This is a genomic window from Blautia sp. MSK18_10, assembly GCF_020553185.1.
GTDB classification, from domain to species: Bacteria; Bacillota; Clostridia; order Lachnospirales; family Lachnospiraceae; genus Blautia_A; species Blautia_A wexlerae.
Genome location: NZ_JAJCGT010000019.1, coordinates 37,004 through 63,453, shown reverse-complemented (window position 1 = coordinate 63,453; position 26,450 = coordinate 37,004). Strand labels below are relative to the sequence as shown.

General features: G+C 43.2%; 29 protein-coding genes, 3 pseudogenes and 1 riboswitch. Of the genes and pseudogenes, 4 read left to right on the top strand and 28 right to left on the bottom strand.

Features of this window, described 5'->3' with window-relative positions; translation table 11 throughout:
- Positions 1-247 precede the first annotated feature (247 nt).
- The 12 genes and pseudogenes from LI074_RS09525 to LI074_RS09470 all read right to left on the bottom strand — a co-directional run.
- Positions 248-1,003 carry an ABC transporter ATP-binding protein gene (locus tag LI074_RS09525; RefSeq protein ID WP_118521784.1) on the bottom strand — a complete coding sequence of 252 codons (756 nt, stop codon included), beginning with the start codon at positions 1,001-1,003 and terminating at the stop codon, positions 248-250.
- The gene (locus LI074_RS09520) at positions 1,003-2,088 is read right to left on the bottom strand and encodes a FecCD family ABC transporter permease (protein WP_265107666.1); all 1,086 of its coding nucleotides are present in this window, start codon (positions 2,086-2,088) and stop codon (positions 1,003-1,005) included. Before LI074_RS09520 ends, LI074_RS09525 begins: the two co-directional genes overlap by 1 nt.
- A gap of 14 nt (positions 2,089-2,102) precedes the next feature.
- Entirely contained in the window at positions 2,103-3,227 is a 1,125-nt protein-coding gene (locus LI074_RS09515; protein ID WP_020993459.1) for an ABC transporter substrate-binding protein, read from the bottom strand.
- A 115-nt stretch (positions 3,228-3,342) separates the two neighbouring features.
- Positions 3,343-3,621, bottom strand: a riboswitch (cobalamin riboswitch).
- A 74-nt stretch (positions 3,622-3,695) separates the two neighbouring features.
- Positions 3,696-4,346 carry an ABC-2 transporter permease gene (locus LI074_RS09510; RefSeq protein WP_173698148.1) on the bottom strand — a complete coding sequence of 217 codons (651 nt, stop codon included), beginning with the start codon at positions 4,344-4,346 and terminating at the stop codon, positions 3,696-3,698.
- Positions 4,343-5,188 carry an ABC transporter ATP-binding protein gene (locus tag LI074_RS09505; RefSeq protein WP_173698147.1) on the bottom strand — a complete coding sequence of 282 codons (846 nt, stop codon included), beginning with the start codon at positions 5,186-5,188 and terminating at the stop codon, positions 4,343-4,345. Before LI074_RS09505 ends, LI074_RS09510 begins: the two co-directional genes overlap by 4 nt.
- Positions 5,189-5,191: 3 nt before the next feature.
- Positions 5,192-5,563: a GntR family transcriptional regulator gene (locus LI074_RS09500; protein ID WP_008705927.1), complete on the bottom strand. Its 372-nt coding sequence runs from the start codon at positions 5,561-5,563 to the stop codon at positions 5,192-5,194.
- A 334-nt stretch (positions 5,564-5,897) separates the two neighbouring features.
- Positions 5,898-6,764, bottom strand: a complete 867-nt coding sequence (locus LI074_RS09495) for a patatin-like phospholipase family protein (RefSeq protein ID WP_173698146.1) — start codon at positions 6,762-6,764, stop codon at positions 5,898-5,900.
- Positions 6,765-6,772: 8 nt separating this feature from the next.
- The gene (gene thiD / locus LI074_RS09490; RefSeq protein ID WP_008705936.1) at positions 6,773-7,582 is read right to left on the bottom strand and encodes a bifunctional hydroxymethylpyrimidine kinase/phosphomethylpyrimidine kinase; all 810 of its coding nucleotides are present in this window, start codon (positions 7,580-7,582) and stop codon (positions 6,773-6,775) included.
- Positions 7,583-7,604: 22 nt separating this feature from the next.
- Positions 7,605-8,243 carry a thiamine phosphate synthase gene (gene thiE / locus LI074_RS09485; protein WP_008705937.1) on the bottom strand — a complete coding sequence of 213 codons (639 nt, stop codon included), beginning with the start codon at positions 8,241-8,243 and terminating at the stop codon, positions 7,605-7,607.
- Positions 8,244-8,279: 36 nt separating this feature from the next.
- Positions 8,280-8,465 carry a hypothetical protein gene (locus tag LI074_RS09480; protein ID WP_044951901.1) on the bottom strand — a complete coding sequence of 62 codons (186 nt, stop codon included), beginning with the start codon at positions 8,463-8,465 and terminating at the stop codon, positions 8,280-8,282.
- 33 nt (positions 8,466-8,498) lie between these two features.
- On the bottom strand, positions 8,499-9,884 hold the full coding sequence (locus LI074_RS09475) for a sodium-dependent transporter (RefSeq protein WP_173698145.1): 1,386 nt from the start codon (positions 9,882-9,884) through the stop codon (positions 8,499-8,501).
- A 524-nt stretch (positions 9,885-10,408) separates the two neighbouring features.
- A pseudogene (locus tag LI074_RS09470) lies at positions 10,409-10,678 on the bottom strand (sigma-70 family RNA polymerase sigma factor); the annotation flags it as partial.
- Here LI074_RS09470 and LI074_RS09465 point away from each other — a divergent pair.
- A complete protein-coding gene (locus LI074_RS09465) occupies positions 10,640-10,825 on the top strand; it encodes a hypothetical protein (protein ID WP_081018975.1) in 186 nt (61 codons plus the stop codon). The pseudogene LI074_RS09470 and the gene LI074_RS09465 overlap by 39 nt on opposite strands.
- Positions 10,826-10,989: 164 nt before the next feature.
- Here LI074_RS09465 and LI074_RS09460 read toward each other — a convergent pair whose 3' ends face one another.
- The 4 genes from LI074_RS09460 to LI074_RS09445 are packed head-to-tail and all read right to left on the bottom strand — an operon-like array spanning position 10,990 to position 13,558.
- Complete coding sequence (locus LI074_RS09460) at positions 10,990-11,286, bottom strand: hypothetical protein (protein ID WP_025581226.1); 297 nt, start codon at positions 11,284-11,286, stop codon at positions 10,990-10,992.
- A 4-nt stretch (positions 11,287-11,290) separates the two neighbouring features.
- Complete coding sequence (locus LI074_RS09455) at positions 11,291-12,055, bottom strand: ABC transporter permease (protein WP_025581228.1); 765 nt, start codon at positions 12,053-12,055, stop codon at positions 11,291-11,293.
- 16 nt (positions 12,056-12,071) lie between these two features.
- Complete coding sequence (locus LI074_RS09450) at positions 12,072-12,797, bottom strand: ABC transporter permease (protein ID WP_025581229.1); 726 nt, start codon at positions 12,795-12,797, stop codon at positions 12,072-12,074.
- Positions 12,794-13,558 (bottom strand): ABC transporter ATP-binding protein, encoded by a 765-nt coding sequence (locus tag LI074_RS09445; protein WP_025581230.1) that lies wholly within the window; start codon positions 13,556-13,558, stop codon positions 12,794-12,796. Before LI074_RS09445 ends, LI074_RS09450 begins: the two co-directional genes overlap by 4 nt.
- A gap of 142 nt (positions 13,559-13,700) precedes the next feature.
- On the opposite strand from LI074_RS09445, the gene LI074_RS09440 reads away from it, so the two are divergent.
- Positions 13,701-14,402 carry a response regulator transcription factor gene (locus LI074_RS09440; protein WP_025581231.1) on the top strand — a complete coding sequence of 234 codons (702 nt, stop codon included), beginning with the start codon at positions 13,701-13,703 and terminating at the stop codon, positions 14,400-14,402.
- A 4-nt stretch (positions 14,403-14,406) separates the two neighbouring features.
- Positions 14,407-15,771 (top strand): sensor histidine kinase, encoded by a 1,365-nt coding sequence (locus LI074_RS09435; RefSeq protein ID WP_118588201.1) that lies wholly within the window; start codon positions 14,407-14,409, stop codon positions 15,769-15,771.
- Positions 15,772-16,129: 358 nt separating this feature from the next.
- On the opposite strand, the gene LI074_RS09430 is transcribed toward LI074_RS09435, so the two are convergent.
- From LI074_RS09430 to LI074_RS09390, 9 genes and pseudogenes are all read right to left on the bottom strand, one after another.
- Positions 16,130-16,591, bottom strand: a complete 462-nt coding sequence (locus LI074_RS09430; protein ID WP_118521797.1) for a hypothetical protein — start codon at positions 16,589-16,591, stop codon at positions 16,130-16,132.
- 5 nt (positions 16,592-16,596) lie between these two features.
- Complete coding sequence (locus LI074_RS09425) at positions 16,597-17,412, bottom strand: ABC transporter permease (protein WP_173699687.1); 816 nt, start codon at positions 17,410-17,412, stop codon at positions 16,597-16,599.
- 12 nt (positions 17,413-17,424) lie between these two features.
- Positions 17,425-18,219 (bottom strand): ABC transporter permease, encoded by a 795-nt coding sequence (locus tag LI074_RS09420; protein WP_173745134.1) that lies wholly within the window; start codon positions 18,217-18,219, stop codon positions 17,425-17,427.
- Positions 18,212-19,138: an ABC transporter ATP-binding protein gene (locus LI074_RS09415; RefSeq protein WP_007860248.1), complete on the bottom strand. Its 927-nt coding sequence runs from the start codon at positions 19,136-19,138 to the stop codon at positions 18,212-18,214. The genes LI074_RS09420 and LI074_RS09415 overlap by 8 nt, the downstream gene beginning before the upstream one ends.
- Before the next feature lie 216 nt (positions 19,139-19,354).
- A complete protein-coding gene (locus tag LI074_RS09410) occupies positions 19,355-20,272 on the bottom strand; it encodes a sensor histidine kinase (RefSeq protein WP_173698143.1) in 918 nt (305 codons plus the stop codon).
- A 5-nt stretch (positions 20,273-20,277) separates the two neighbouring features.
- Complete coding sequence (locus tag LI074_RS09405) at positions 20,278-20,970, bottom strand: response regulator transcription factor (protein ID WP_173698142.1); 693 nt, start codon at positions 20,968-20,970, stop codon at positions 20,278-20,280.
- The gene (locus LI074_RS09400; protein WP_002596317.1) at positions 20,963-21,151 is read right to left on the bottom strand and encodes a helix-turn-helix domain-containing protein; all 189 of its coding nucleotides are present in this window, start codon (positions 21,149-21,151) and stop codon (positions 20,963-20,965) included. Before LI074_RS09400 ends, LI074_RS09405 begins: the two co-directional genes overlap by 8 nt.
- A gap of 52 nt (positions 21,152-21,203) precedes the next feature.
- Positions 21,204-21,326: pseudogene (locus LI074_RS17870) on the bottom strand (tyrosine-type recombinase/integrase); the annotation flags it as partial.
- Positions 21,327-21,421: 95 nt separating this feature from the next.
- Positions 21,422-21,835 (bottom strand): annotated as a pseudogene (locus tag LI074_RS09390) (sigma-70 family RNA polymerase sigma factor).
- 218 nt (positions 21,836-22,053) lie between these two features.
- Here LI074_RS09390 and LI074_RS09385 point away from each other — a divergent pair.
- On the top strand, positions 22,054-22,275 hold the full coding sequence (locus LI074_RS09385) for a hypothetical protein (RefSeq protein ID WP_055153209.1): 222 nt from the start codon (positions 22,054-22,056) through the stop codon (positions 22,273-22,275).
- A 9-nt stretch (positions 22,276-22,284) separates the two neighbouring features.
- On the opposite strand, the gene LI074_RS09380 is transcribed toward LI074_RS09385, so the two are convergent.
- From LI074_RS09380 to LI074_RS09370, 3 genes are all read right to left on the bottom strand, one after another.
- Complete coding sequence (locus LI074_RS09380; RefSeq protein ID WP_055153207.1) at positions 22,285-24,618, bottom strand: ABC transporter permease; 2,334 nt, start codon at positions 24,616-24,618, stop codon at positions 22,285-22,287.
- Entirely contained in the window at positions 24,615-25,298 is a 684-nt protein-coding gene (locus LI074_RS09375) for an ABC transporter ATP-binding protein (protein ID WP_008705963.1), read from the bottom strand. Before LI074_RS09375 ends, LI074_RS09380 begins: the two co-directional genes overlap by 4 nt.
- Positions 25,299-25,410: 112 nt before the next feature.
- Positions 25,411-26,448: a sensor histidine kinase gene (locus LI074_RS09370; protein ID WP_118566995.1), complete on the bottom strand. Its 1,038-nt coding sequence runs from the start codon at positions 26,446-26,448 to the stop codon at positions 25,411-25,413.
- Positions 26,449-26,450: the final 2 nt, after the last annotated feature.

Here is a 26,450-nt window from a genome sequence, read left to right as displayed (position 1 = left end):
CCGTCCAAATTTCAAGAGCATATTGTTCTTTTTTCTATTATAATATATTTATTGTATCAGAACAAGTGTTTTTTCGATTTTTTATGAATTTGAGCAGACATGCTCGAATGTGCAATTCATCCCATCACCTATAGGTGAGGGAATTCTTGCTACGGTTGTTAAAATTCCTATCTTATTCATCTTTTTTCTCCATATACAACAGGCCAGAGTCAAAATTTTTTCTGACTCTGGCCTGTCAATTCTTATATTATAAAAATAAAATATGCATCTTCCCGCGGCTGTCATTTACCACTTCCGAATCTACCCGGTAAATCCTTTTGATCAGCTCCGGAGTGAGTACTTCCTGTGGAGTTCCATATCCTTCCAGCACACCATCTTTCAATACATAAATCTTATCGCAGTATGCCGCCGCAATATTCAGGTCATGGATAGCTGATATTACAGTTACGTTAAGTTTCTTTACCAGTTCCATCAGCATGATCTGATGTGTGATATCCAGATGGTTAGTCGGCTCATCAAGGATCAGTGCAGGTGTCTGCTGTGCAAGTGCTCTTGCCAGAATAACCCTCTGCTGCTCTCCACCTGACAGCGTAGAAAATGTGCGATCCGCAAATGCATCCATCTGTACCGTTTTCAGTGCTTCTTCAACAATCCGGTAATCTTTTGCATTATCCCGTTCCAATGCTTTCTTATGAGGTGCACGTCCCATCAACACGACTTCCCGTACGGTAAAATCAAAGTTGTAGTAATTGTGCTGTGCCACAACTGCCATTTTTCTGGCGGAGCTTTTTACGCTCATGGAATGGAGTTCTTCGCCGTCCAGATAAACGGCACCTGCATCTGGCTTCAGGATACGGTAGATGCATTTTAATAATGTAGATTTTCCGCTTCCGTTTGGTCCGATGATCCCTACCAGTTCCTTATCCTTTGACTCTATGGAAATTCCCTTCAGTATCTGTCTGGCGTGAAATCCGACCTGAATATCTTCTGTAGTGATCTTCATTACTTACTACCTCCAAATCCATAGGATTTCCGCACAAGCAGATAAATAAAGCACGGAGCACCGATAATGGATACCAACACACCGATCGGCATCTCAGAATTCTTCAGGATCACACGACATGCCACATCACACCAGATCAAGAACGATGCACCAAGCAGTGCACTTAATGGCAATAATCTTCTGTGGTCTGTTCCAAAAAGGATTCTGATCACATGAGGGATCACAAGTCCTACAAAGCCGATCACACCTGCACAATATACTGCAAACCCGATCATTACAGAAGCAACGATCAGATAAAAAGTTCTCAGCCTGTGCAAATCAGTTCCCAGTGTGATCGATACATCATCTCCTAACAGCATCAGATTCAAATTACGATATTGCGTCCAGAAAATAATTACACAGATCAATGTAACAGGAAGCATTACACCTACTCTGCTCCAGCTTGCGCCTGCAAGGCTTCCCATCATCCACTTCATTACTTCTGTTGCTGCATTTTTGTCATTGGTGATATAGATAACAAAATTGGAAAAAGCAGAACATACCGCGCTGACGGCCATTCCGGCAAGGATCAGTTTAGCAGAAGTAGCTTTTCCGCCCATGTTTGCAATGGCAATTACTGCAAAAGAAGTGACCATTGCACCAATAAATGCAGGAACACCAACTGAGTTTCCACCGAGAAATCCACCAACTCCAAGCATGATCGCCAGTGTTGCACCAAGGGATGCACCGGATGAAATACCAAGTACATACGGATCTGCCAGTGGGTTCTGGACAATCGCCTGCATAACTACGCCACAGACGGAAAGAGCCATTCCAACTGCCAGAGCCAGCAGGACTCTGGGCAGCCGGATCAGCCACACAACATCGTGAACTGCGCCTTCTGCATAGGCGGACAGGCTTTTGATATGAAACAATTTATATGCAATGACACTGTAAACATCTTTCAGTGACAGATCTGCATTTCCAAAAGTGATTGCTGCAAGAATGGAAAAAATCAGAAATGCCGCAAGCCCGATAAGAACTGCCACATACATGGATGTCCTGAGCACACTGCCTTTTTTTGTCTGTGAACCCTGTTCTTTCACTGTTATGTCCTCAATCAGTCAAGATTCACATCCGGATATAATCCTTTTGCGAAAGTTTCAATACCATCCTGTGTACGTGTTGCACTTGCGTACATTTCACTGAGCATGATCGGATAAACACGACCGTTCTTTACAGCGTCAAGGCTCTGAAGTGCTTCGTCATCCTTAATAACGGCAAGCTGGCTTTCTTTTACAGTTTCCGGATCATCACCTGCATATGGCATGTATACAACAAAAATCACATCAGGGTTTGCTGCAATGATATCTTCTTTTCCTGCTGTAGAAGCATCCGGGTTTGCCAGAGTCGCACCCAGTTGTGTTACCATATCTCCACCAAGGCTCTTTGCACCATAGTTTGTGATATCTTCTCCAAGAGGTTCCAGAACCATTACGCTTGGTTTCTCTTCTACATCTGCTGTTGCTGTAAGAGTTTTATCGATCACTGCCTTTGCATCATCTACGATTGCCTGTGCTTTGTCCTGTACATCAAAAATCTTTCCAAGATTTAAGATGTCTGTAAATTCATTCTCCAGAGTTCTGTCTCCGTCAGGGCGTGTGTTTGTGTTGTAATAAGTGTTGCAGCCTTTGTCGATCCAGTCTGTTACATTTCCGAGATTTTTATCAGAAAACAGGGAGCTCCAGGATAAGATCATGTCTGGCTCCAACATCGTTACAGTCTCAAGGGATGGGGTAAATTCATCAAGATAATTTGTTTTTGAAAATGCATCTTTAAGTTCATCCGGAACTTCATTGTCAAGACCTGCAGTAGCTACCAGACGGTCTTCCAGGCCAAGTGCAAGCATGGTTTCAATGCTTCCCTGATATACAGCAAGAACTTTCTCCGGTGCCTTTTCATAGGTTGTTTCGATTTCATTTCCATCATAATCATAGGTTGTGATGGTCAGAGGATATTCTGTCTTTGTACCTTCTGCGTCTGCTGTCTTATCTGCATCTGCTGAATCCTGTGCGTCTGCATCTTCCTGTGTATCAGAGTCTGCATCTGCTGCCGGCTGATTGTCCTCTTTGATTGTCTCAGAGTCTGCTCTCTCTGCTGCAAAAGCTGCCGGAGCTGCGGAAACTGCCATAGCTGCTGCCATCATAATTGCCATGATTCTTGTGGATAAATACCTGTTTTTCATTTGACTTCCTCTCTTTTCGTATATGTTATTTACCTGTTCGTGTAACCGAAAAGATGGGACTTCAGAAAAAGTAAAATAGAAGTGATAAGAATAACGGATACTTTTTACGGAAGCTCCTTCTTTACGCTGTCAGGCAGGTTTCCTGACTCACAGATCACAGAAAGTTCCCATAAAATAAAAACTGATACAACATCCATGCTTCAGCAGTTCATGAATGTTGTATCAGAAATATTTCCAGATACTCTCTGACAGCCGGATTCCGCCTTCTCACATATTTATGCAATGACATATTACAATCCCGCTTTTTTCTGTATACAGTGGCGCAACCGTTCAGGCATTTCACCTGATTCCCTCTCACATTATCATACACAAAATCTGTGTATGATAATGTTCACTTAACAGCTATTCAATTACGCTGATATAATTTTAGCACACTGCTTTTATAATTACAACCATATTCGAGACACATCAGAATTCTTTCTTCTCCATAAGCCGGACACCAATCCAAAAAGATCCCATATATACAATTACTGTAAATAATACAACTCCGGCCAATACCATTCCCCAGTTCAGTCCATTCAGCCATGCATCGACTGCGTCTGCTGAAAGTCCCATTGTTTTTATCAGAATATAAACTACGGCAAATATAATAGCCCACATGACCATTGCAATATAACGTCCTTTTTCCGCTCCAAAATGTATTACAAGCGGGAGCGATACCGCCAGCATAAGAAGTGCCAGTGGAATGTATATCAGAGTGCCAATAATTTTCTCACTCAGGCACCCCTGAAGCTCTGCCACACCTTTACAGATCACTCCCGTTATTGCTTCAATTCCCCACGCTGCAGCCGTAAGCCCTGCTCCCAGCAGATATTTCTCCGCCACATACTGTTTTCTGGTAACCGGCAAGGTCATAAGAAATGCAAGACCATTATCAAACTCATCATAACTTATAGTCGTAATAGCAAAAATTGCTGTGACAATCGTAAAATATCCTGCAGCAAAACTGACACTCCCGCTTCCTGTCAGATTCAGGATGACTCCCATTATAACAACCATGATAAAAAACTGTTTCTGCTGTTTCATCAGTTCTATATCCTTTACAAATAATCCCTTCATACCTGTTCCTCCATCATCACTACCAGATCATCAATCTTTCCATTCTCAATTACAACATCCGGATAATTTTCCATATAAAATTGTTTCTGGTTTGTCAGACACCTGTATCCATAAGCTTCTTTCCGGATCTTAATAAGGTATTGCTGATCCAGTTTTTCGTACTCTTCTTCTGCAACTTTAAGAACTGCATAATCTGACAGCAGTACATCTGTATCCTCATGAAGGATAATTTTTCCGGCATGGATCATATAAAAATCGTCACAAAGACTCTCCAGATCTGATGAAATATGGGAACTGATCAGAATAGAACTGCTTTCATTTTCTTCCATATATTCTCTCAGCATGTTCAGCACCTCATCCCTGGCAATCACATCCAGACCAACTGTGGGCTCATCCAGAATCAGCAGTTCTGCCTTATGGCTTAATGCTGCCAGTACTTTAAACTTTGCTTTCATACCAGTGGAAAATTCTTTGATTTTCTTGTCTGTGGGCAGATTGAATCTCCTGCACTGCTGCAGAAATTCATCTCTGTCAAAATCTGGATATATGCTTTTCATGATATTTGCCACGCCCGCTGCTGTCAGATACATACTGAAGCCTGAATCTGCAAAAACAACTCCCAGTTTCCGCTTATCCTCCGGCTTAAGCTCTTCTGCCTTTTTCCCAAAGACCTCTATCTCTCCGCCATCCGGATGAATCAAGCCGAGCAAAGCTTTAAATGTGGTGGATTTCCCGGAACCATTTCTTCCAATAAGTCCTGTAATCATCCCAGGCTGTACTTCCATAGAACAGTCCAGCGAAAAACCTCTGTAATGTTTCTGCAAATGACTGATTTTCAACATGTCTTAGTCCTCCATGATCATTTCAAAAAGATTTCTGATTTCCTCATCGTTCAGTCCACATCTTCTGCCCTTCATGATTGCCTGCTCCAGATCATGTTCTACTTCTTTGAGCTGTTCTTCCCTCATCAGGTTTTTATTTGTGGCTGCAACGTAGGTTCCTTTTCCATGAACAGTGACGGTAAATCCCTCTTCTTCCAGATTGTCGTAGGCTTTCTTCACAGTCAGGGCACTGATCTTCAGCTCCTTTGACAGACTGCGTACTGAAGGTAATACAGTGTCAGGCTGTAACTCTCCTCTGATAATTGCAGACTTAATCTGGTCTATGATCTGTTCATAAATAGGTACCATGGATGAATTATTGATTATAATATGCATATGTGTCTCCTCCATCTACAAACAGTATATAACAGCGTATAACTGTTGTCAACTGTTTTATACTGTTATACATTATATTTTATCAAACGAGTCTGCCTCCCCCTGTTCATTGATAACATCTCACTTCGATTTGCAGACTAAAAACATTTTTACAGACAAAAAGAAAGATGGATTCGGTTATAAAATTTTCCAAATCCATCTTTCTTCTTATCAGATTCTTAATCCACATTGCTACGTATCTCTACACCGAATAACTTCTCTGCAGGGAACTCACTTAATTCGGTTAAAGAATTGTTTTTAATTTGTTTTTATGTAATTGTTTTTTCTCTGTTTTTTACTCTGTCAAATACGCCTTCAGTTTCTCCATATCAGCTTTCATCACTCTCCGTCCCACCTCATAAATCTCCTTTAAATGGGCCGGATCACGCTCAACCGGTTTTGCACTGATGTCTCTGTCCGGGCGGATAACATGGATCCTGCCCTCTTTTTCCAGATATGCGATTTTATCAAGCATACGATTATACTGAATATGACGTTCATCCAGAAGCTTTACAAGCTCCGGATACTCCCTGAACTTCAGTCTGAGCAGCGGCATCAGCTTATTATGTTCTTTTCTGTATCCCGGATGACGGGTACATACTACCACATTTTTCTCATAACCCTGTGAAAGCATCCAGTTTACAGGTATCGGATCTGAGATGCCTCCGTCCAGATACATTCTTCCATTCAGATTTACCGGTCTGGCAGCCAGTGGCAGGGAAGCTGATGCGCGCATCCATTCCACATCCAGCCTGTCTCCCATTCTGCATTCCTGATAGCAGGGTTTCCCTGTTTCAATATCTGTGCATACAACCGTAAACTTCATGGGTGATCTGGCAAATGTCTCTGTGTCAAAAACATCCAGCTTCCAGGGCACCTCCCCATATGCAAAATCTTTGCTGTAAAGATCGCCGGTAGTGATCCAGCTTTTCAATCCCATATATCGTTTATCCTTGCAGAATCTGGTATTATAACGAAGGGTTCGTCCAATCTGGCGGGACTTATAATTACATCCAAAAATTGCACCGGCGGAAACGCCAACTGTAGAATCTGCATAAATCCCCTGCTCCATCAGCTCATCCAGAACTCCGGCTGTATACAGTCCCCGCATACCTCCACCTTCCAGAACCATTCCGAGGCCTTTCTTTTTATTGTCTTCCATAGCTATTCTCACTTTTCACTTTCTTTCACATATTCATTTCGGATTGCAAATCCATGATCCATAGGGCCACTTCCCTTTCCCAGGTCAAGCATTGCCGCCAGTGCTCCTGAAATATACTGTTTGGAACGTTTTACAGCAGTCTGCAGGTCATATCCCTTTGCAAGATTGGAAGCAATGGCACTGCTCAACGTACAGCCTGTTCCATGTGTGTTTGGATTATCGATACGCTTTCCTTCAAACCAGCAATATTTTCCATCATAGTAAAGCAGATCATTTGCATCATTAATGCTGTGTCCGCCTTTGCAAAGTACTGCACAATGATATGTCTCAGAAATCTTTCCGGCAGCCTCTATCATTTCCTCTGCATTGGTCACTGACATTTCAACCAGAACCTCTGCCTCCGGAATATTCGGAGTAAGCACATCAGCCAGTGGAAACAGTTCCTGCTTCAATATCTCCACTGCATCATCACTGATCAGCTTGGCACCGCTTGTTGCAACCATAACAGGATCCACAACAATGTTTTCCGCTTTATATTGTTTCAGTTTCTCTGCTATTACATGAATCAGATCTTTATCTGATACCATTCCGATTTTTACCGCATCCGGATAAATATCCTGAAAAACAGAATCCAGTTCCTGCCCCAGAAATTCCGGTGTTACATTTAATATTGCCTGTACACCGGTTGTATTCTGTGCAGTTAATGCGGTAATGGCACTCATTGCATATACACCATTTGTGATCATTGTCTTAATATCTGCCTGGATTCCGGCGCCTCCGCTGGAATCACTTCCTGCGATCGTCAGTGCAGTTCTCATAATTGTCTTCCTCTCATTTCTGCTATAATACAATCTTATCTACTGCCTCTTTCAGTTCTTCTGCTGCTTCTTTAATGTTATTCTGAGCATAAATGGCACTGATCACTGCCACACCGCAAATCCCTGTTCCCTTTAGCTGAGATATATTTTCTGCTGTGATCCCCCCGATTGCCACCACAGGGATAGATACCGCTTCACAGATTGCCTTCAGTGTTTCATGGGGAAGTTCTGCCGCATCTGCTTTTGAACCGGTTGCAAATACTGCTCCCACCCCCAGATAATCTGCACCACGCTCCTGTGCAAGCAATGCCTGCTCTACCGTTCGTGCCGAAACTCCCAGGATTTTATCCGGTCCAAGTTTCTCACGCACAGCACCTGCTTCCATATCACTCTGCCCTACATGAACACCATCTGCATTCATCTTCAAAGCAATTTCCACATTGTCATTTATGATCAGAGGTACCTTATAATCTCTGCATAATTCCTGAAGTTCAGCTGCTTCCTGCAGGAAAGTTTCATCATCTGAATTTTTATCTCTGAGCTGCAGAAAGGTTACGCCTCCATCCAGACTCTCCTTTACCACTTCCTTAAGGCTCCGCCCATTAAGCCAGTGACGATCCGTTATTGCGTATAAGCGCATTTTCTCTTTATCGAATTTCATGTTTCACTCCTCTTTTCTACTCTTATCTATAGCAATTTATCCCAAAAGTTCTGCTGCAACTTTCTCCAGCTCATCTCTGATCTTAATATGCTGCGGACATACTTCTTCCCACTTACCACATTTCACACATTCATTGGCAGATTTCCTGCCATGTTTGCCTGCCAGCCATTCTTCCTGGTGAACTGTGCAGTTGCTTCTTCTCTTGTCTTGCAGTTGATCCATGCTGCATTCTTTGTAAAAAGAGTCATATATTTTTTACATACTGATAATTCCCAAAACGTTTGCAATAGAACTCAGCAAAATAATGATCAGGCAAATCGGTGCAAAGTATTTGATAAATACTCTGTACAGTTTCTTTCTGCGGAATGGAGAAGACTGTTCAATTTCTTTTACCATTCCATCAATACCAACAACACGAAGAATCAGAATACAGGTTGCAAGTGCTGCCAGCGGCATCATTACTGAGTTTGTTATAAAATCGAAGAAATCAAGGAAGTTCATTCCAAAGATACGAATGAAATCCAGAAGTCCATATCCCATGGAAGATGCGGTTCCAAGTACAATCATGATCACGACCATCAGACCGCAGCATTTCTTACGGCTCCAATGAAGTTCGTCCATGAATGTGGAAACACTGGTTTCCATCAGGGAAACTGCACTTGTCAGAGCTGCAAGTAATACAAGTATGAAGAATACGATTCCTGTTGCAGTACCAAATCCCATACTTGCAAATACTTTTGGCAATGTGATAAACATCAGAGATGGTCCTGCCTGAAGTGTTTCAGGATTTCCACCGGAGAATGAAAATACCGCCGGGATGATCATCAGACCTGCAAGGATTGCGATACCTGTATCGAAAACCTCAACCTGTGTGGTAGATCTCTCGATATCCATATCTTTACGGACATAGGAACCGTAAGTATACAGGATTCCCATTGCAATGGATAAAGAATAAAACATCTGTCCCATTGCTGCTACTACTGTCATCCAGGAGAAATTTTTCACATTCGGAATCAGGAAATATTTCACACCTTCAACAGCACCCGGACGTGTGACAGAATAGATTGTAACTACGACTGCCAGAACTACCAGAACCGGCATCATGATCTTTGACATTCTCTCTACACCGTTCTGTACACCACCGAGAATGATGATGAATACAAGCGCCGCAAATACCAGAAACCAGAGTTCCACCTGCCAGGAATCGGAAATAAAGTTTCCAAAATATCCGTCTTCCGCTACTGCCTGGACATTTCCTTTGAAATATTCCACAAGATACTTAATTACCCATCCGCCAATCGTACTGTAGTAAGGAACGATCAGCATTGGAATCACTGCATTTAACCATCCGCCGATTTTGAAGGATTTCGTTTTTCCAAAATGCTCAAATGCACCTACCGGACTCTTTCTGGTCATTCGTCCAAGGGCTGTTTCTGACATGATCAGTACATAACCAAATGACGCTGTCAGAAGAATATAGATCAGCAGGAAAATTCCGCCTCCATATTTCGCTGCAAGATATGGAAATCTCCAGATATTTCCCAGTCCTACTGCAGAACCTGCAACTGCCAGCACATAACCAATCCTTCCGGAAAAGCTTCCTCTGTTATGGTTATGTGCAGAATTGTTTTCTTTTTTCATTATACACCTCACCTCGTTACAAAAACCTCCCATAGGATTTCTCCCATGGGAGGTCTGCTAGTTTTTTACTGATTCTATAGTATCAAAAAGATGCGGGAATGTCAAAGACTAATAATAATTACAGACTTAATTGTAACATAGTTACTGTTCACACACCACTATCCCAGTATATATTTCAAGTATAGTCTTTCTGTACACATTGTTCTATGATATAATAGTTGAGCTACCACCCCTAGACAGGTGCAGAAAGGGGGGGGTGTTGTAAATGGATATGATCTTATCATTTATGCTTTCTGTCTTGGCAAGTGTAATCGCCTACTACATTTGCAAATGGTTGGATAGAAAATAGCAGCTGGTAGCCAGCCTGGGGGAATAAGCCACCCTGCCCAAACGGAATAAAAAAGCCTCAGAGGTCGCAACTCTGGGGCTTTTGCTGTGTTATAAATGAATTTAACCTTATCATTTTGCCTACTGGCATTATATCATATGCATTTTTTGTTTGCAATATACTCAATATACTTTTTCGAATTTTCAATGCCATTCTCGCAATCCAGAGAATACTGAGCCTTGTAGCGATACATCTTTCGCTCATACGCAGTCTCCGCACGTTCAGCTGCTCGAATAGTCTCCATTACTTCCTCTGTCACATCTACAAAAAAGTCTGTTGTATAAACATCAGGATAAAGTTCCCGAAGGTTAATTTTCTTCATTATGTACCTCCATTTCGATTCACGGGTGATTGACAAGTGAATCGAATGGAGGCGGGGAACGGCACCGGCAAACAACCGGATCATCTCCGAAAAAACGGCAACAAAAAACGCCAGATTTCCGCGATGGAAAACTGGCGCGCCAAAAACAGCCACTATTATACTGAATTACATGGAACAATAATGCCGATGCAATGTTGTACTTGCCCGGAGGAGGAGCAATGCTTTTTTTAACTGATGTAAATCATGCGAACTTTGAAAAAGCAAACAGGACACGGTAAATTAACCTCCAATCGGCTACCGTGTCCCTGCAAGTCGTCATTGGTTTGTGTAAACGCAAAGAAACCGCGATCAGGCAGCATCCAATAAATTTCCCAACTCTACGCATAACTGTTTCCTCACTGAACGAAAGTAAGGAACATGGCAAGCGCAACAATTCCCACCATCAGCAGCAGACAAAAAACGCTGATTGCAGTTGATACAATATTGATTATGCTGCGGCTTTCCCTGCTCCGCACACATACCACCGAAAGGATCAGACCCAGCAGGACAAAAACGATATTGGCTCCGGCCCAAGCGGTTCGGACTCCATCCGACAGCGAAAGGTGCAGAAGCGATGGGGCAAGAGCCGCCAGCGGTAGGATGCTCACAATGAGCGCAGCGATACTAACTGATTGAAATTTTTTCTTTTCCATAGTTTTACCTCATTTCTTTTTTCCCAAATTGGGTGACAGCCAGCGCGAAAAACAGGCCAAACACTACAATCGCGCACGGCAGGAACGGAAACACCGAAAAAGCGGCGTCGGAAGTTTCTGCTGTAAAGTCATGAAGAGAGCAGGAAACGAGATAACCGCTGTAACAGTACGGGTAGGCGATCCACAGCGGCGTATTCGCAACCAATACACCGGGAATCACAAGCAGCAGATTTAATCCCACAGAAAGAAGCGGCTTTTCAAACAGCACAGTGATGGCCCACATAGCCGCAATGCACGGCAGCATAGTCAGAAACAGCCCCAAGCACCATTTCAGAAGATACAGGATCGGCAGGGTTTCTGTTACTTCCATTGTCTGTGTCGCAATCAACCCAGCGATTACAAATACGACAAGAAACACCACCATCTCCATAAACAGATAAAAGGTAAGCACACAGAATTTGGCAATGGATAATGCGCAGCGGCTGACTGGCAGCGCCAGCATTTTCAGAATCCCGTTATTTCCTGTTTCTCGTCCTGCGATCATCACGCAAACCACGATCATGCTGAATGGAAGCAGATAGTAGGCGTAAACAAGCGCACTTTGAATAAACATGGCAGGCCACGCATTGGTGTATTCCGGTGTAAAGTAGTTGCTCAAATTCGCAACCCCGGAAACCACCACCAATAAAGGTGCAATGAAAATCAGGGGTACGATTTTGGAGCGTTTTACTTTCATAAACTCGATTTTGAGTAAATCCAAAAAACTCATTTCTTATTATCCCTCCTTACTCGTAGCGTCTGTACTTCGCCAGCCACAAGCCCACAGCAAGGAACAACAGTGTTTCCACCAAAGCGACAAGGGCAACCGTCGAATCAGGCTGGGCGCTCATGGCTACTGCTGGTTTCAGAATAATCACAAAAGGATGCACCAGCAAAAGCGTCAGCCCCGAATTTGCAAGGGCCATACCACTCAGAAAACCGGCAACACCAATTCCAAGCGGCACCCACATATTTTCAAAGCGCGCGGAAATCAACAGCATAAACGACAGTACCGGCATGGATGTGAGAAAAGAGTATCCGGCAAAGCGTACCAGCGTACCCATCTCAAATGCTCCGTCCGGCAAGTCCGTCATTCCAATCTGTGCAAGTGCCAGGTTTTGCAGCACGATTGCAACCAAAAACATGACCGTCAGAATCAGAAATTTGCACAGATACATGGCCGGGACGCTGACGGGAAGCATATACATCTTCTTTACAGCACTTCCCTTAAATTCCATGTTGTAGATCATGCAGGCAGCAACCACGATACCGAACAGATTCAGCACCATAATCATGCCGTAGAGCTGGGTCAACAAGACATCCATCGGGGCCAGCGGCAAATTCAGGAGTGTGTCTTTCCGCACAATGAAATTGACAAATGCGTAGGCAGCTCCCAAGACACCAACGGCCAGCAGCACGGGAATCACGCCGGTTCGCTTTCCTTTCCGAAGTTCGATTGCCAGCGTTTTCATAATTTTGCCCTCTGCTTTCTGTCCATGTTATCTTTCTCAACCATAGAAAGAAACACATCTTCCAGATTGTCCGCAGCGAAGCCGGATTGCAGGGCGTATTGACGCAGATCATTCATGCTTCCCTCAAACAGCAGCCGCCCGTGGTTGAGAATCCCAATGTCATCTGCAATCAATTCGATTTCAGACAGCATATGGGACGAGATCAGCACCGTGCAGTCGTAAAGGCTGGGCAAGGATTTTACCAGATTGCGGATTTCGTGGATACCAGACGGGTCAAGACCGTTTGTGGGTTCGTCCAGAATCAGAATCGGCGGACGCCCCAAGAGCGCCCCGGCAAGGCCCAAGCGTTGCTTCATTCCCAGCGAATACTGTTTTGCCAGCCGGTCGCCAAACTCGGTCAGCCCTACCAGTTCCAGAGCATCTTCCACATCAGCTTTCGACAGTCCCAAAATGCGGCGGATAATGTCAAGATTTTCCCGCCCGGTGAGATTTGCGTAGAAAGATGGCGCTTCGATGAAAGAGCCGATCTCTTTGAGAATGGCAATCCGATCCTGCGGAAACTGTTTCCCATCAATGGTAAAGCTGCCTTTTGTGGGAGCGGTCAACCCCAACAGCATTTTCATGGTAGTGGATTTGCCTGCCCCGTTCGGGCCAAGAAAACCATAAATGCTGCCCTTGCGAATATGAAGCGAAACATGATTGACTGAAGTGAAGTTCTTATATTTCTTGGTCAAATGTTCCGTTGTAATGATATAGTCCATAGAAACATCTCCTTTCGATGCTTCTATGGTACAACTTCAACCTGACATCTACATTCTCCCGTCCTTACTTTTACCTTACTTTTTGAGGATGCCCTCCGCAGACTTGAAATCCTATGTTATAATACTTTCGGGAGGTGACGCTATGGACAACTCTTTTCTGCATCGGAAGAAGCTCTTGCTTGTAGACGATGAGCCAGATTTGCTGAAAATGGTATCCGATATTTTAAGCGATGCTGGTTTTGAAACGGTACTTACTGCCGCAACGGTAAAAGAGGCTATAATAACGGCAGAAAAAGAAAAACCCGACTTGATGGTTTTGGATGTCATGCTGCCAGATGGGGACGGCTTTTCCCTGATGAAGCAGCTCCGCACTTTTACAAATGTGCCAATCATCTTTCTGACCGCAAAAGACGAAGCAGCAGACAAGTTGGCCGGTCTTGGCCTTGGAGCAGACGATTATATTTCAAAGCCGTTTATGCCGCAGGAGCTATTACTGCGTGTCTATGCGGTTTTGCGCCGAACTTATAAAGAGGACAGCCCGCGGGTTTTCCTGGATGGATGTACGATTGATTTTAGCCGGGCAGAGGTCAACAAGGGCGGCGAGATTATCCCCCTGACCGCAAAAGAGCATACCCTGCTGGAAACGCTGGCCCGCAACGAGGGAAAGATCGTTACGGTTGACGCTCTTTGCGAAGCATTATGGGGCGACAATCCTTTCGGCTATGAAAATAGCCTGAATGCCCATGTACGGCGGATTCGGGAAAAAATTGAAGCCGATCCCTCAAAGCCCGTTTCCCTGATTACGATCAAGGGGCTGGGTTATAAACTGATTACAAGGAAGTGACGCCATGAAATCTTTTGGAACCTATATTTCAAAGCACTTGGCGTCTTTCGCTGCGTTTCTTTTGATCCTGGTAATTGTCAATGTCGTTCTGTATGGCGTGACTTTCTATCACACAGTTTCAGAGGATTACGGAGAAGCGTCCCCGCGCGCCATGCTTGAGCTGACCTCTACTGCGGCTACCACAGAAGGTTTGCCCGATTACGCAGAGCAGAAATTGCGCCAGTACAATATCTGGGCCATGTATCTAACGTCAACGGGCGAATGCTTCTGGCGGCTCGATGTGCCACAAGAAGTGCCGCAACATTACAGCATTCAAGAGGTAGCTTTATTTTCCAAAGGCTATCTGGAGGATTATCCTGTTTTTGTCTGGAGTACAGAGGATGGATTGTTAGTTCTAGGGTATCCAAAGAATAGCTATATGAAGCTCACCAGCAACTACTATTCCATGGAGACTATTCAGAAAATTCCCCTCTATGTGATAGGAATGTTGGGCATGGATGTGCTGTGCCTGTTTTTGGCCTACTATTTTTCAAAACGCAGGATCATCCAGAACACGGAACCGATTGTAGATGCCATTGAAACATTGGCCGATGGCAAACCCGTTTCTCTCCATATTGATAGAGAGTTATCCGAAATTGCGAACAGCGTAAATAAAGCCTCTCTGATATTAAGCAGGCAAAACGAAGCCAGAGCCAACTGGATCAGCGGGGTCTCTCATGACATCCGAACTCCGCTTTCTATGATTATGGGCTATGCAGACCGGATCGCCGCAGACAAAACAGCCAGTGAGGGGGTAAAAGAGCAGGCTGTGATCGTGCAAAAGCAAAGCGCCAAAATCAAAGAACTCGTGCAGGATTTGAATTTAGTATCGCAGTTGGAATATGAGATGCAGCCGCTTCATAAAGAGATGGTTCGCTTATCCAAACTACTGCGATCCTATGTAGCAGACCTGTTGAATACAGGAATTTCCGATAGCTACAACATCGGAATTAAGATCACTCCTGACGCCGAAAATGCTGTGTTGGAATGTGATGCCAGATTGATTTCGCGAGCCGTAAACAACCTTGTCCAGAACAGCATGAAACATAACCCACAGGGCTGTGAAGTCTGCATTTCTCTTACAGCATCGCAAAACCATCTTATCTTGGCGGTTACGGATAACGGAATGGGTCTGCCTGCTGAAAAGCTGCAAGAGCTGGAAGAAAAACCGCATTATATGGAAAGCACAGATGAACGGCTTGATTTAAGACATGGGCTTGGATTGCTGATTGTCCAACAAGTCGCCATAGCTCATAACGGCAATTTCAAACTTACTAATGTTTTCCCGAAAGGGTGTGAAGCTGCTTTAATATTCCCGTATATTGGATAAACAGGCAAGTACAAATCTATAAGAAAACGCCAGATTTCCGTGAGGAAAAACTGGCGCGCCAAGAACAGCCATTATTATACTGAATTACATGGAACGATAATGCCGATGCAATGTTATACTTGCCCGGAGGAGGAGCAATGCTTTTTTTAACTGATGTAGATCATGTGGGCTTTGAAAAAGCAAACGAGACACGGCAAAATAACCTCCAATCGGCTACCGTGTCCCTGCAAGTCGTCATAGGTTTGTGTAGGCGCAAAGAAACGGCGGCTCTGAAAATCAAAGCCGCCGTTTCAAATGGGCATGAAAATATGTCAGCTCTACGACGGCTTTTTTTCTTTTGCCGTCGTCCGGCAGAGTATTATTCAATATTTAATTCAATGTTTCCAGTGAAATTCTCACATTCAATGCCGATATAGTTTCCACCTTCAGGGAGTGTAATTGTATCACTATATGTTCCGGTTGTTTCAAACAAAGTGACTGCTTCATCAGCTCCAGAAATCCAAAATACTTTTGCAGTTCCCTCCGTAACCTCCAGCGCGCAGTCAATAGACAGATCCTTACCAGCTTCACGCTTTATGGAAGTTCCTCCGAACAAATACTCTGTATCTGAAAAATCCTCATAGTTGGCTGTATAGTTTCCTGTATAATCATCAATTCCTTTTTCTTTCGTACCTTGTAAGGATGAATTTCCGGTAAGCGCTATGGAACCAGCAGACTGAACAATATTGTTATACTGATCGAGAAATTCGTCTTTTGTACAACCTGAAAGCACAGAAGCACCCAATAGTATCAGGTATAATGATAAAACTATTTTCTTCACAGCTATCACCTTCCTTTCCTGCGTACAGCACGCTTTCCTTTTCCCTTGGCATTTGCCTGTTTACGGGATTTCATTTCTTTTTTGTTACTGGACATCAGTAACAACAGCACCGCCCAGAGAACCATGATGCCAACCCCAATGACCGCCAACAAAGGGGTTGAGGATATGGTTGTTCCGGCATATTCACTCATGTCAAATCCCACTAAAATCAGCGCAGCAGAGAACGGATAGATGCTGGCAAGGATACCACTTTTGAAAAACAACATGCTGTATCCAAGAAAGAACGCCAGAATGGAACCGCCCAGATATGCCCCTCGGATCTGCCCAAAAATCAGAATCAGCGGCATACAGACCAAATAGGTCGTCAGAGCTGCTAACACGATCTGCGTACCTCCATGAAAAAACACTTCCGCTGTCAATCCCGATAATCCAACCGTCAAACCAGTAATCAAGGTAATGCCAACGCTGTATATTCCCAGCAGAACTGCAAGCATACCGACTAAAAGTAACTTAGCTCCCAACATTTTCGGCATAGAAACAGGAATTGTCATGATGTTTTTCAGTGTATCATGAGTGGATTCTCTGTCTATAAGCCATCCTCCGATCATTACCAGTGAAATTGGAAGGAATATCTGAGTGTTTCCCCAAACAACATTTTCAAATAGTGCAGAAAAATCATAGTTTGGATTTCGGTACTCCGCCTCCATAATCAACTGGCTTCCATATTGCACCAAAGGACAAAGTGCAAGCGCTACCAACCCTACCAAAAGGATTTGGCACCGGCGCAGTTTCAATAATTCCGATTTTAATAAGTTCCACATAGTCACACCCCCTTAGATTTCCTGACGCCGATAAACAAATGCAATCAGCGCAAGAAATACAATGGCTTCTACAATAATCACACCAAATACCTGAACACTATTCAGAAAATACGGACTGACCCGTTCCAACAAATCTGCCAACTCCGCACTGGTCTGGCTTTGGTCATAAAATTGAAATGTCCAGCGGAAGGCCAGCGGTCCCGGGAACAGGGTTCCTATGTTCAAACCAAAAGGCTGTGTAAGAAACATATCGTTCATGGAAAGGATATAATTCGCAATCGTATAGAAAAAGGTAATCACAACAGACACGATATAGTTTTTATTAAGAAGAATAACGAGCAGAATGCAGGGAAGTGCGCCAACCCACATAATCAACCCTTCTTCAATCCCAACGCCAAACAAGGTCCAAAACCCAACCGGTTCCCAACCCTGAAACAACAAAACCGCAAGATTTACCAATCCTCCAACTGCCATAAAGCCAACGGCAAACAACAGTAAAACCAGCATCTTGGACAGCACCAGCTTGGTTCTATTTACCGGTACGGTAACAAGGTTTTTCAGTGTGTCATTATCAAGTTCCTCAAACAATAGATTCGAAGCCAGTATCACAAGAAGCGGCATCAAAAGCAAATATGCACTAAACTGGAATAGGCTGGACATCACTCCATTTACAGCATCCACATCAGTGTTTACATCTGCCAGAAAGAAAGCATAAGCCAATGGCATGAAAACAGAAAGCAGTAGGGAAATAAATACCAATGGCTTCCGTTTCAATTTCAAAAATTCGCATTTGATTAGTTTAAGCAATTCCTTCTCCCCCTGTCACACGCTTGAAGTAATCTTCAAGACTTTCTTCACAAGTATGCGCCTCCGATACCTCCAATCCATTTTCTACAAAGGCAGTTACAATTTTCCCCACAGGTAGATCAAGGTTGTGCAGACGCAGATTGTGGTCGTCCTGTATGGAGAAATGGTTTTCATGGAAATTGCGTTCCAAAATTCTTGCCGCCTGTGCAGTATCAGAGAGCGTAAAACGGATATGCTTACTGCTTTTTTGCTCCAGCTCAGCAAGGCTTTCTTCTTCCAGCAACGCGCCGTGGTCGATAATTCCAATATCGTCAGCCAGCAAAGAAATCTCCGAAAGAATGTGACTGGAAATCAAAATAGTTTTTCCTCTTGCGTCGCAAAGCTCCCGAATAAAGGAGCGTACTTCTGCAATACCGATGGGATCGAGGCCGTTGATCGGCTCATCCAAAATCAAAAGCTCCGGATCGTGCATAACGGCAAGGGCGATGGCAAGCCGCTGCTTCATACCAAGAGAATACTGTGAAAAGAGCTTTTTATCTTTGTAGGGCAGTCCTACCAGATCCAGAGCGTCTTTGATGGCATGATTGTTTGGTACTCCACGCAGGGTAGCAAAGATACGCAGGTTCTCCGTACCGGTCAGATTGGGATAAAAACCAGGGGACTCAATCAAACTGCCAATGCGGGGCAGCAACTTCTTTTCATTTCCTTGCAAAGACTTTCCCCAGATTTTGACCTCACCGGAAGTAGGCTTCGTTAAACCCAACAGCATTTTCATAGTTGTGGTTTTTCCGGCTCCGTTTCTGCCCAGCAGACCGTAAATTCTCCCACGCTTCACATGGATATTTAAGTCAGCCACACTCTTTTGTGAGCCGTATTGCTTCGTCAGATTTTTTGTTTCAATGATATAATTTGTATCCATATTCAAAACCTCCTGTTCTGTAAGGTATTCTATCATGCCAACCTTGCATTAACCTTGCCGCAACCTTGCATTAACCTTGCAATTAAGGAATGAATTGCAATGCAAATCCTATTCCGCTACTTCTCAATTCGTTTGGGGATTGAGAAGGTTCCCATGCCATTTTCTAAAAGACTTCTGAAAATAAGTAAGGCTCCCGCCATAAAGACGGGAACCCTCTTAAATTTCCAAAGGAAAAAGCAAAGTAAATTCCGTTCCTTTTCCCGGTACACTTTCAACTGTTATGCTCCCACCCATCTTTTCTACAAGCTGATGGACAATAGAAAGACCAAGACCGCTTCCTTTTTCAGACCGTCCTTTGTCACACTTATAGAGCCGTTCAAAAATGTGTTTCAAATCTTCCTTCTCAATTCCCACTCCATTATCCGCCAGCAACAGCTCCATACTGTTTTCCTTCTTCGACAGGGAAATTTTAATTTTGTCTGCATGGCTGTGAGCGATTACATTTTGAATGAGATTATTGACAATCCTCATATAGCTGTCCATATCCAATCTTACCCTGACAGGATGTTCGGGAATATCAATGTCATACTCAACCTGTTTATCCTCAAAAATCGGTATCCAGTCGATCAGAATATTTCTTGTCAGCTCTGCGACCTCAACGCTCTGGATCTCCAAAGCAAACTCGTTTGAATTTAACTTGAACCAGTCAAAGAGTACATCAATATATTCTTTCAGATCATGGGCTTTCCGACGGGCGGTTTCAATATAATCATCCCGGTCTTTTCCTGTGACCAGTCCTTTGTGTGTAGCGTCAAGATACCCAAGCAGAGTAGTAAGGGGCGTTCGCACGTCATGGGAAAGGCTCGTCATAAGTTGGCGGTTGGTTTCTTCTGTCTGCCGTACAGTTGAAAGTCTGCTTTCATAGGCCACAACGATCTCATTGATTTCATAGGCAAGAGGTGCTGTTAGTTCATTTGTTGCAGATAGAATACGCCGGTTGCCATTTCCGTTTTTCACATCAACCAGCACATCGGTCATTTCTGCTATTTGTTTTTTTACACGCCGAACGAGAACGATGGAAGTCAATACAGCCACAACAGCAATCACAAAGGACAAGAATACGATAATTTCCATGCTGACTACACCTCCTTATTAAACCGGTAGCCAATCCCTTTGACCGTTTGTATATACTTTGGGCTTGAAGGATTGACTTCTAATTTTTTACGAAGTCGGCTGATAATCGCCATAATGTTACTGTCATCATAGAAATATTCTTCGCCCCATACTTCCTCATAAATCTGCTGTTTGGTCAAAATTTTCCCTTGATGCTTTGCACAGTACAGGAGCAAATCAAATTCCTTTGGGGGCAGTTCAAAAGTGCCGTTTGATGTAGTAACAGAACGATTTTCAAGGTCAATCTGCAATCCGTCAAAATTTAGCTTTTGTATGGCTCCAGCTTGCTGATTAAAGCGAGTGTAGCGGCGAATAAGAGACACAATACGGGCAATCAGTTCATCCATATCAAACGGTTTTGTAAGATAATCGTCCGCTCCGGCCCGTAAGCCCCGTACTTTAGAAATGCTGTCATTTTTAGATGTGAACATCAAAATCGGCAGACTGTTCTCTTTGCGGATTTCTTCCAGCGTTTCAAAGCCATCCATACCAGGCATCATCACATCCAGCACCACAAGCTGATACTCCTGCTCTCTTAATTTTTGTAAGCCCTCTTTTCCGGTATTACAAAAATCAGCTTCTATGTTTTCTGCTTGTACGCTACGTTTAATCAAAGCGCACAGTTCTCTGTCATCATCTATAATCAGGATTTTATTCATGGTGCAACCCCTTCCCTTGTTTTGTCCTTCCGTCAATCGGCTTTTCTGCGTTCTTTGGGATCAGCCAAACACCAGCCATCTTTACAGCGCCGGGGATACGCCCAGCAGCGCAATAGTAATTTACTCTACGAGGTGTCACGCCCCATTTTTCGGCGGCCTCTTTTAGTGTCATATAATCCATTCTGCACCTCCACAGAGTACATTATAGTTCTTTGCCTCGAACAATACAAGTTTATCTGTTCCAACGCAAGCGTTTCTTTGTTGTATAGTTCTTCAGGTGTTTTTGCGTAGATAGCTACGAGCTTACCATTCGCGTCTTTGATTCTGGTCCTATAATATAGGACACCTCTTTTCATAACTGTGCCATATGTACTGATGAAGGAGGAAAACTTGTCCTTCTTATTAACACTGACAAAAAAGGCAAAAAACAGGCGCATCAAATGAAATTTTATCAAAAATATTTTACAAGCTGCTTTAATCCACGGCGGATACTGTCTCGGACACGGCTTGGGTCTACACCTTCTACTTCGGCAATTTCATTTACCTTCATTCCCAGATAGTATCGGGCATAAATTCGCTTTGCCTGTTTCTCTGGCAGTTTCATCACAGCGGCATAGACCTACTCCTGAAACTGTTTTTCCTCCAGAAGCATCTCCGGTGTTTGCGGCTTCAACAGCACCGCATTTTCAATGCCATTCTCGCAATCCAGAGAATACTGTGCTTTATAACGATACATCTTTCGCTCATACGCAGCCTCCGCACGTTCAGCTGCCCGAATAGTCTCCATTACTTCCTCTGTCACATCTACAAAAAAGTCTGTTGTATAAACATCAGGATAAAGTTCCCGAAGGTTAATTTTCTTCATTATGTACCTCCATTTCGATTCACGGGTGATTGACGGGTGAATCGAATGGAGGCGGAGACCGACACCGGCAGACAACCGGGTCATCTCCGAAAAAATGGCAACAAAAAACGCCAGATTTCCATGAGGGAAAACTGGCGCGCCAAGAACAGCCATTATTATACTGAATCACATGGAACGATAATGCCGATGCAATGTTATACTTGCCCGGAGGAGGAGCAATGCTTTTTTTAACTGATGTAGATCATGTGAGCTTTGAAAAAGTAAAAGGGGCACGGCAAAATAACCTCCAATCGGCTACCGTGTCCCTGCAAGTCGTCATAGGTTTGTACAAACGCAAAGAAACGGCGGCTCTGAAATCAAAGCCGCCGTTTCATAAGGCGCGTGAAAATATGTCTGCTGTACGACGGCTTTTTTTCTTTTGCCGTCGTCCGGCAGATTAACATATGAAACTATAATTCATTGATGGTTGCAGTAATTGGCATATTGCGAATTCTCTTTGCAGGAGCATAAACAGACACAATAGCAGATATGAAGATAAAGGCAACGACAATTCCAAACCACAGGATAGGAAATCTCCACTCAATTCCAAAATAATGTGTAATTAGACGATTATATAAAAATCGACTAAGCGGGAGTCCAATGCCACATCCAACTATCAAACCAGAAATTGCATAGGTGTACGCTTCCGCAGAAATCATTCGTTTAAGCTGCCTATTATCCATACCAACAGCTCGCATTGCACCATACTGCTTAATTCGTGCAGATACACTCATAGAGATACTATTGACGATATTAAACAGCGAAATAACTCCGATAATAGCTAAGAAGCCATAACAAACAATTCGTGCAGCCCAATATGTAGCATTATTTTGTTTATTGCCTTCACGCTGATCTGTAATGATAATATCATCGTTTTCAAGACTTCTAATTTCTGCTATTGTTTCTTCAGTAGCGTTTGAATCTAACTGAATTCCAATAAGCCCATACTTTGTATCGCCCATGATACGGTCAAATGTTTCCTGTGAGCAAATAATAATCAAATCATCTCCGAATAACCCTTGTGATAGAGCGCAAGTAATCTCAACTTCTTCGCCTGCAAACTGGATGGTATCACCGATGTGCAAGGAATTGTTTCTATTAAATACGGTTGCCACTTTGTTACTGTTCCCGTAAACTGTATCTAATGATCCCTGAGCAATACTACCTTTTGAGTAATCTAGAAGTGTATCATCATAAGAAACAATATTGATATGGTCTATTCCTGCTCTTGAAGATGTTGCAGGAATGTTTTCTACATAGCTACTTCCATAAGCATTTGCAACCCCATCTATTTTTTTGATTTCATCGACCAGGCTGCGCTCAATATCCATTTTATTTGCATAACTGGATAATGCTATATCGGCTGATGTGACACTCAACGATGGAACAAGTTGCTTTGCAAAATCTAAAATTACAGAAAAAGAAAAAACCAGCATAATAGTCAGTGCAAAGGAAGCCGTCATCAGAAACCAGTTTTTCTTTTTTTCAACCGCATGATGTATGCCAAGTGAATTATCAATTTTTCCTAAGCTAAACTTGATAGCGTGTTTAACAGAAGATTTATTATCTACATTGCCAGAAACCGCAGATATGGGTGAAACTTTAGCAGCCCGCTTTGCTGGGGATTGTGCTGCTAAAAATACTGTTACCACTCCAACAACTACACCACTGATAAGTCCAACAGGGCTGATCTGAAAGACTGGCGTTGTAGAAAATTCTCCACCAATTCCATAATGAAGTGTGGCACAAATAATCCAACTAATTATTGTTCCAAAAACCACTCCAATAGGTACCGCGGTTTTACACCAGTTCAATGCCTCCAAACGGACAAAGCGGATAATTTGTTGACGACTTGCACCAATGCAACGCAACATTCCAAAAAATTGAGTTCGTTGCGCAATGATGCTATTCATACTGCCAGAAATCATCAATATTCCTGCCAACAACACTAAAACAAATAGAATTGCTGCCAATCCGTACATACTCTGCATCGCTGTATTGTTGCTTTGCCCAGCCATGCCCATAACGCCGGTATTTTCAGAAATACTCCCATCGGATAATTGGTACTGTGTCTGTAGTTCTGTTATTGCATTTGCCGCTTTCGCTGCACTTTCAAACTGCACATAATAAGTCAACTCATTGTTTGTTACTCCGTTTTGTGCCATAACAGAAGTAAATGCACTTTGTGTCAGATAAGAGCCTATCAAATAAGTCTGATTGTTATAATAGCTTTCATCATCTGTGCCAAAGCCAGAGATTGTAAATGTCCGATCTCCAGCAGGGGTATGTAAGGTTACACTATCCCCAAGCTGTACTCCTAAAGCAGTTACAGAATTAGGTGTAAGCATAACTTCCTCATCATTTGCCGGAAATGTTCCTTCTACAATTCCATTTGAAATCTGAGTAATATAGACTTCATCGGTGCCATACAAAACAGTTCGTTTTTCGTTGACTCGGTACGGTTGTTCTCCTTCAAAATTAAATTGAGAAGCTACACCAACTGCTGTAACATCTGAACGATTACTGATTTCATCCGCATTGTTCTGTGAAATATTTTTTATTGCAATGTGCCAGTTTCCATGGTTACTTATCATAAAATCGCTTTCTGTTCGTATCATCATGTCAGCAACACTGAAAATAGCTGTGACAAGAAACACCGAAATGATAATACACAAGACAGTCATACGATTTTGCCGCTTGCGCACCTTTGCGGAGATGGGAATGAGACTAAGATAGCTTTTCATTCACGGCACCTCCCAAAATCAGTCAAAGTGCCATCTGATACCTGTAATACCCGGTCTGCCGTTTGCGCAATACTGCGGTTGTGGGTAATCATAATGATGGTCTGCTCGTATTTTTTCGATGTTTCTTTGAGCAATGCTATGACCTCACTGCTGTTTTGTGAGTCCAAATTTCCTGTTGGCTCGTCTGCCAGAATCAGAGAAGGACGGGTAATCAATGCGCGGCCAATCGCCACTCTCTGCTGTTGACCGCCGGAAAGCTGACTGGGTAAATGATTACGACGATCTTTCAAATTCAAAACCGTCAGCAGTTCCTCCAAATATCTCTTATCCGGCTTTTGATAATCCAACAACAGCGGAAAAATAATATTTTGTTCCACCGTCAACTCCGGGATAAGGTTAAACGCCTGAAAGATAAAGCCGATATTCCTCCGGCGGAAAACGGTCAGCTTTCGATCGTTCATGGCAAAAATGTCCTTGCCGTCAATCAGAACCTTGCCAGATGTTGGCGTGTCCAAAGCACCGATCATATTCAGCAGTGTACTTTTACCAGAACCGGATTCCCCGACGATTGCCACATACTCGCCCTTTGGAACAGAAAAGCTGACATCCTTTAATGCCTTGACAGCGGTTTCTCCGTTGCCATAGGTCTTACTGATATTTTTGACTTCTAATAAGTTCATAGTGTAAACACCTCTTTCTGAATGATTTTGCGATATAGGCAGGCTGTCTTTGTTTGTCCTGCCTATGTGTGAGAGAATAGCACCTGAATCTTACTGTAAGCCTACAGCCAGCCTACAATTTTGTAGGAATCAAAAAATTCATTGTGAAAGTTGTCCCGATACCTAATTCGCTGTCAACCTCAATGGTGCCGTTATGTGCTTCAACGATTGCCTTTGCCAAAGGTAATCCCAGTCCAATCCCTTGCTTGTCCTTAGAAAAACGACTGCGATAAAACCGCTTGAAGATGTGATGTATATCCTCTGGGTGGATGCCGCATCCATTATCCGTTATCACAATTTGGACACCAGACGGCAACTCCTTCCACGCAACACGAATTGTTGCACCACTTTCTGTATGGTCAAACGCATTTTTCACAATATTGTCGATTGCCTCATTCAACCAATCACGATCACAAAAAAGAGAAAGATGATCCGAGCCAGACAGAATGATTTCTTTCTTTTCCTGTCTGGCTCTATATGCAAAATGCAGTTCAATATCCCGCATCATATCTGCAACATTTTCTGCGTTCTTTTCCAAGACAATGGCTCCGGCATCCAATCTTGTAATCTTGAGCAGACTTTGCACCAGTGTTTCGATACGGTCAAGTTCCTGCTCAGACAAACACGCAAATTCTTTCACGGAGGACACTTCTATATCCTCGTCTTGAAGGAGTCCGTTATAAATATTGAGTGCTGCCAGCGGTGTTTTCAGTTGGTGTGAAATGTCGGAGATTGTATTTTTCAAAAACTCTTTCTCTCGTAACTCGTTATCTGCATGGGCATTTAACACTGCCGCTAAAGAATTGATGGAATGAAACAGTCGGTACAATTCGCCCTCATTGTCACATTCAATACGGGCATTGCAATCACCATCAAGATACGCATTGATTTGTAATATCGCCTGCTCCATGATCTGATTTTGCCGATTAAAATATACAAAGCAGACTGCCCATACAGCACCGCCAGCCAATAGAAAAAGGATTAGCAATAACAGAGAAAGCCGACGATATGACAGCCATAGAAAAACCTCGGCTAAGAGAAATGTAACCCCCAAAACCAGTGAAAGCGAAAGAAATAGATTTTTGATTTCTTTATTTGCCAGTATCTTCATTC

Coding starts and splice junctions, on each gene's coding strand:
- LI074_RS09480 (WP_044951901.1), bottom strand. CDS start 8,465: ATGGATCAACTGCAAGACAAGAGAAGAAGCAACTGCACAGTTCACCAG.
- LI074_RS09500 (WP_008705927.1), bottom strand. CDS start 5,563: ATGCATATTATAATCAATAATTCATCCATGGTACCTATTTATGAACAG.
- LI074_RS09495 (WP_173698146.1), bottom strand. CDS start 6,764: ATGGAAGACAATAAAAAGAAAGGCCTCGGAATGGTTCTGGAAGGTGGA.
- LI074_RS09400 (WP_002596317.1), bottom strand. CDS start 21,151: ATGGATTATATGACACTAAAAGAGGCCGCCGAAAAATGGGGCGTGACA.
- LI074_RS09455 (WP_025581228.1), bottom strand. CDS start 12,055: ATGAGTTTTTTGGATTTACTCAAAATCGAGTTTATGAAAGTAAAACGC.
- LI074_RS09505 (WP_173698147.1), bottom strand. CDS start 5,188: ATGTTGAAAATCAGTCATTTGCAGAAACATTACAGAGGTTTTTCGCTG.
- LI074_RS09435 (WP_118588201.1), top strand. CDS start 14,407: ATGAAATCTTTTGGAACCTATATTTCAAAGCACTTGGCGTCTTTCGCT.
- LI074_RS09375 (WP_008705963.1), bottom strand. CDS start 25,298: ATGAACTTATTAGAAGTCAAAAATATCAGTAAGACCTATGGCAACGGA.
- LI074_RS09425 (WP_173699687.1), bottom strand. CDS start 17,412: ATGTGGAACTTATTAAAATCGGAATTATTGAAACTGCGCCGGTGCCAA.
- LI074_RS09380 (WP_055153207.1), bottom strand. CDS start 24,618: ATGAAAAGCTATCTTAGTCTCATTCCCATCTCCGCAAAGGTGCGCAAG.
- LI074_RS09465 (WP_081018975.1), top strand. CDS start 10,640: ATGGAGGCGGGGAACGGCACCGGCAAACAACCGGATCATCTCCGAAAA.
- LI074_RS09445 (WP_025581230.1), bottom strand. CDS start 13,558: ATGGACTATATCATTACAACGGAACATTTGACCAAGAAATATAAGAAC.
- LI074_RS09525 (WP_118521784.1), bottom strand. CDS start 1,003: ATGAAGATCACTACAGAAGATATTCAGGTCGGATTTCACGCCAGACAG.
- LI074_RS09460 (WP_025581226.1), bottom strand. CDS start 11,286: ATGGAAAAGAAAAAATTTCAATCAGTTAGTATCGCTGCGCTCATTGTG.
- LI074_RS09415 (WP_007860248.1), bottom strand. CDS start 19,138: ATGGATACAAATTATATCATTGAAACAAAAAATCTGACGAAGCAATAC.
- LI074_RS09410 (WP_173698143.1), bottom strand. CDS start 20,272: ATGGAAATTATCGTATTCTTGTCCTTTGTGATTGCTGTTGTGGCTGTA.
- LI074_RS09440 (WP_025581231.1), top strand. CDS start 13,701: ATGGACAACTCTTTTCTGCATCGGAAGAAGCTCTTGCTTGTAGACGAT.
- LI074_RS09475 (WP_173698145.1), bottom strand. CDS start 9,884: ATGAAAAAAGAAAACAATTCTGCACATAACCATAACAGAGGAAGCTTT.
- thiD (WP_008705936.1), bottom strand. CDS start 7,582: ATGAGAACTGCACTGACGATCGCAGGAAGTGATTCCAGCGGAGGCGCC.
- LI074_RS09385 (WP_055153209.1), top strand. CDS start 22,054: ATGCTTTTTTTAACTGATGTAGATCATGTGAGCTTTGAAAAAGTAAAA.
- LI074_RS09405 (WP_173698142.1), bottom strand. CDS start 20,970: ATGAATAAAATCCTGATTATAGATGATGACAGAGAACTGTGCGCTTTG.
- thiE (WP_008705937.1), bottom strand. CDS start 8,243: ATGAAATTCGATAAAGAGAAAATGCGCTTATACGCAATAACGGATCGT.
- LI074_RS09450 (WP_025581229.1), bottom strand. CDS start 12,797: ATGAAAACGCTGGCAATCGAACTTCGGAAAGGAAAGCGAACCGGCGTG.
- LI074_RS09370 (WP_118566995.1), bottom strand. CDS start 26,448: ATGAAGATACTGGCAAATAAAGAAATCAAAAATCTATTTCTTTCGCTT.
- LI074_RS09510 (WP_173698148.1), bottom strand. CDS start 4,346: ATGAAGGGATTATTTGTAAAGGATATAGAACTGATGAAACAGCAGAAA.
- LI074_RS09515 (WP_020993459.1), bottom strand. CDS start 3,227: ATGAAAAACAGGTATTTATCCACAAGAATCATGGCAATTATGATGGCA.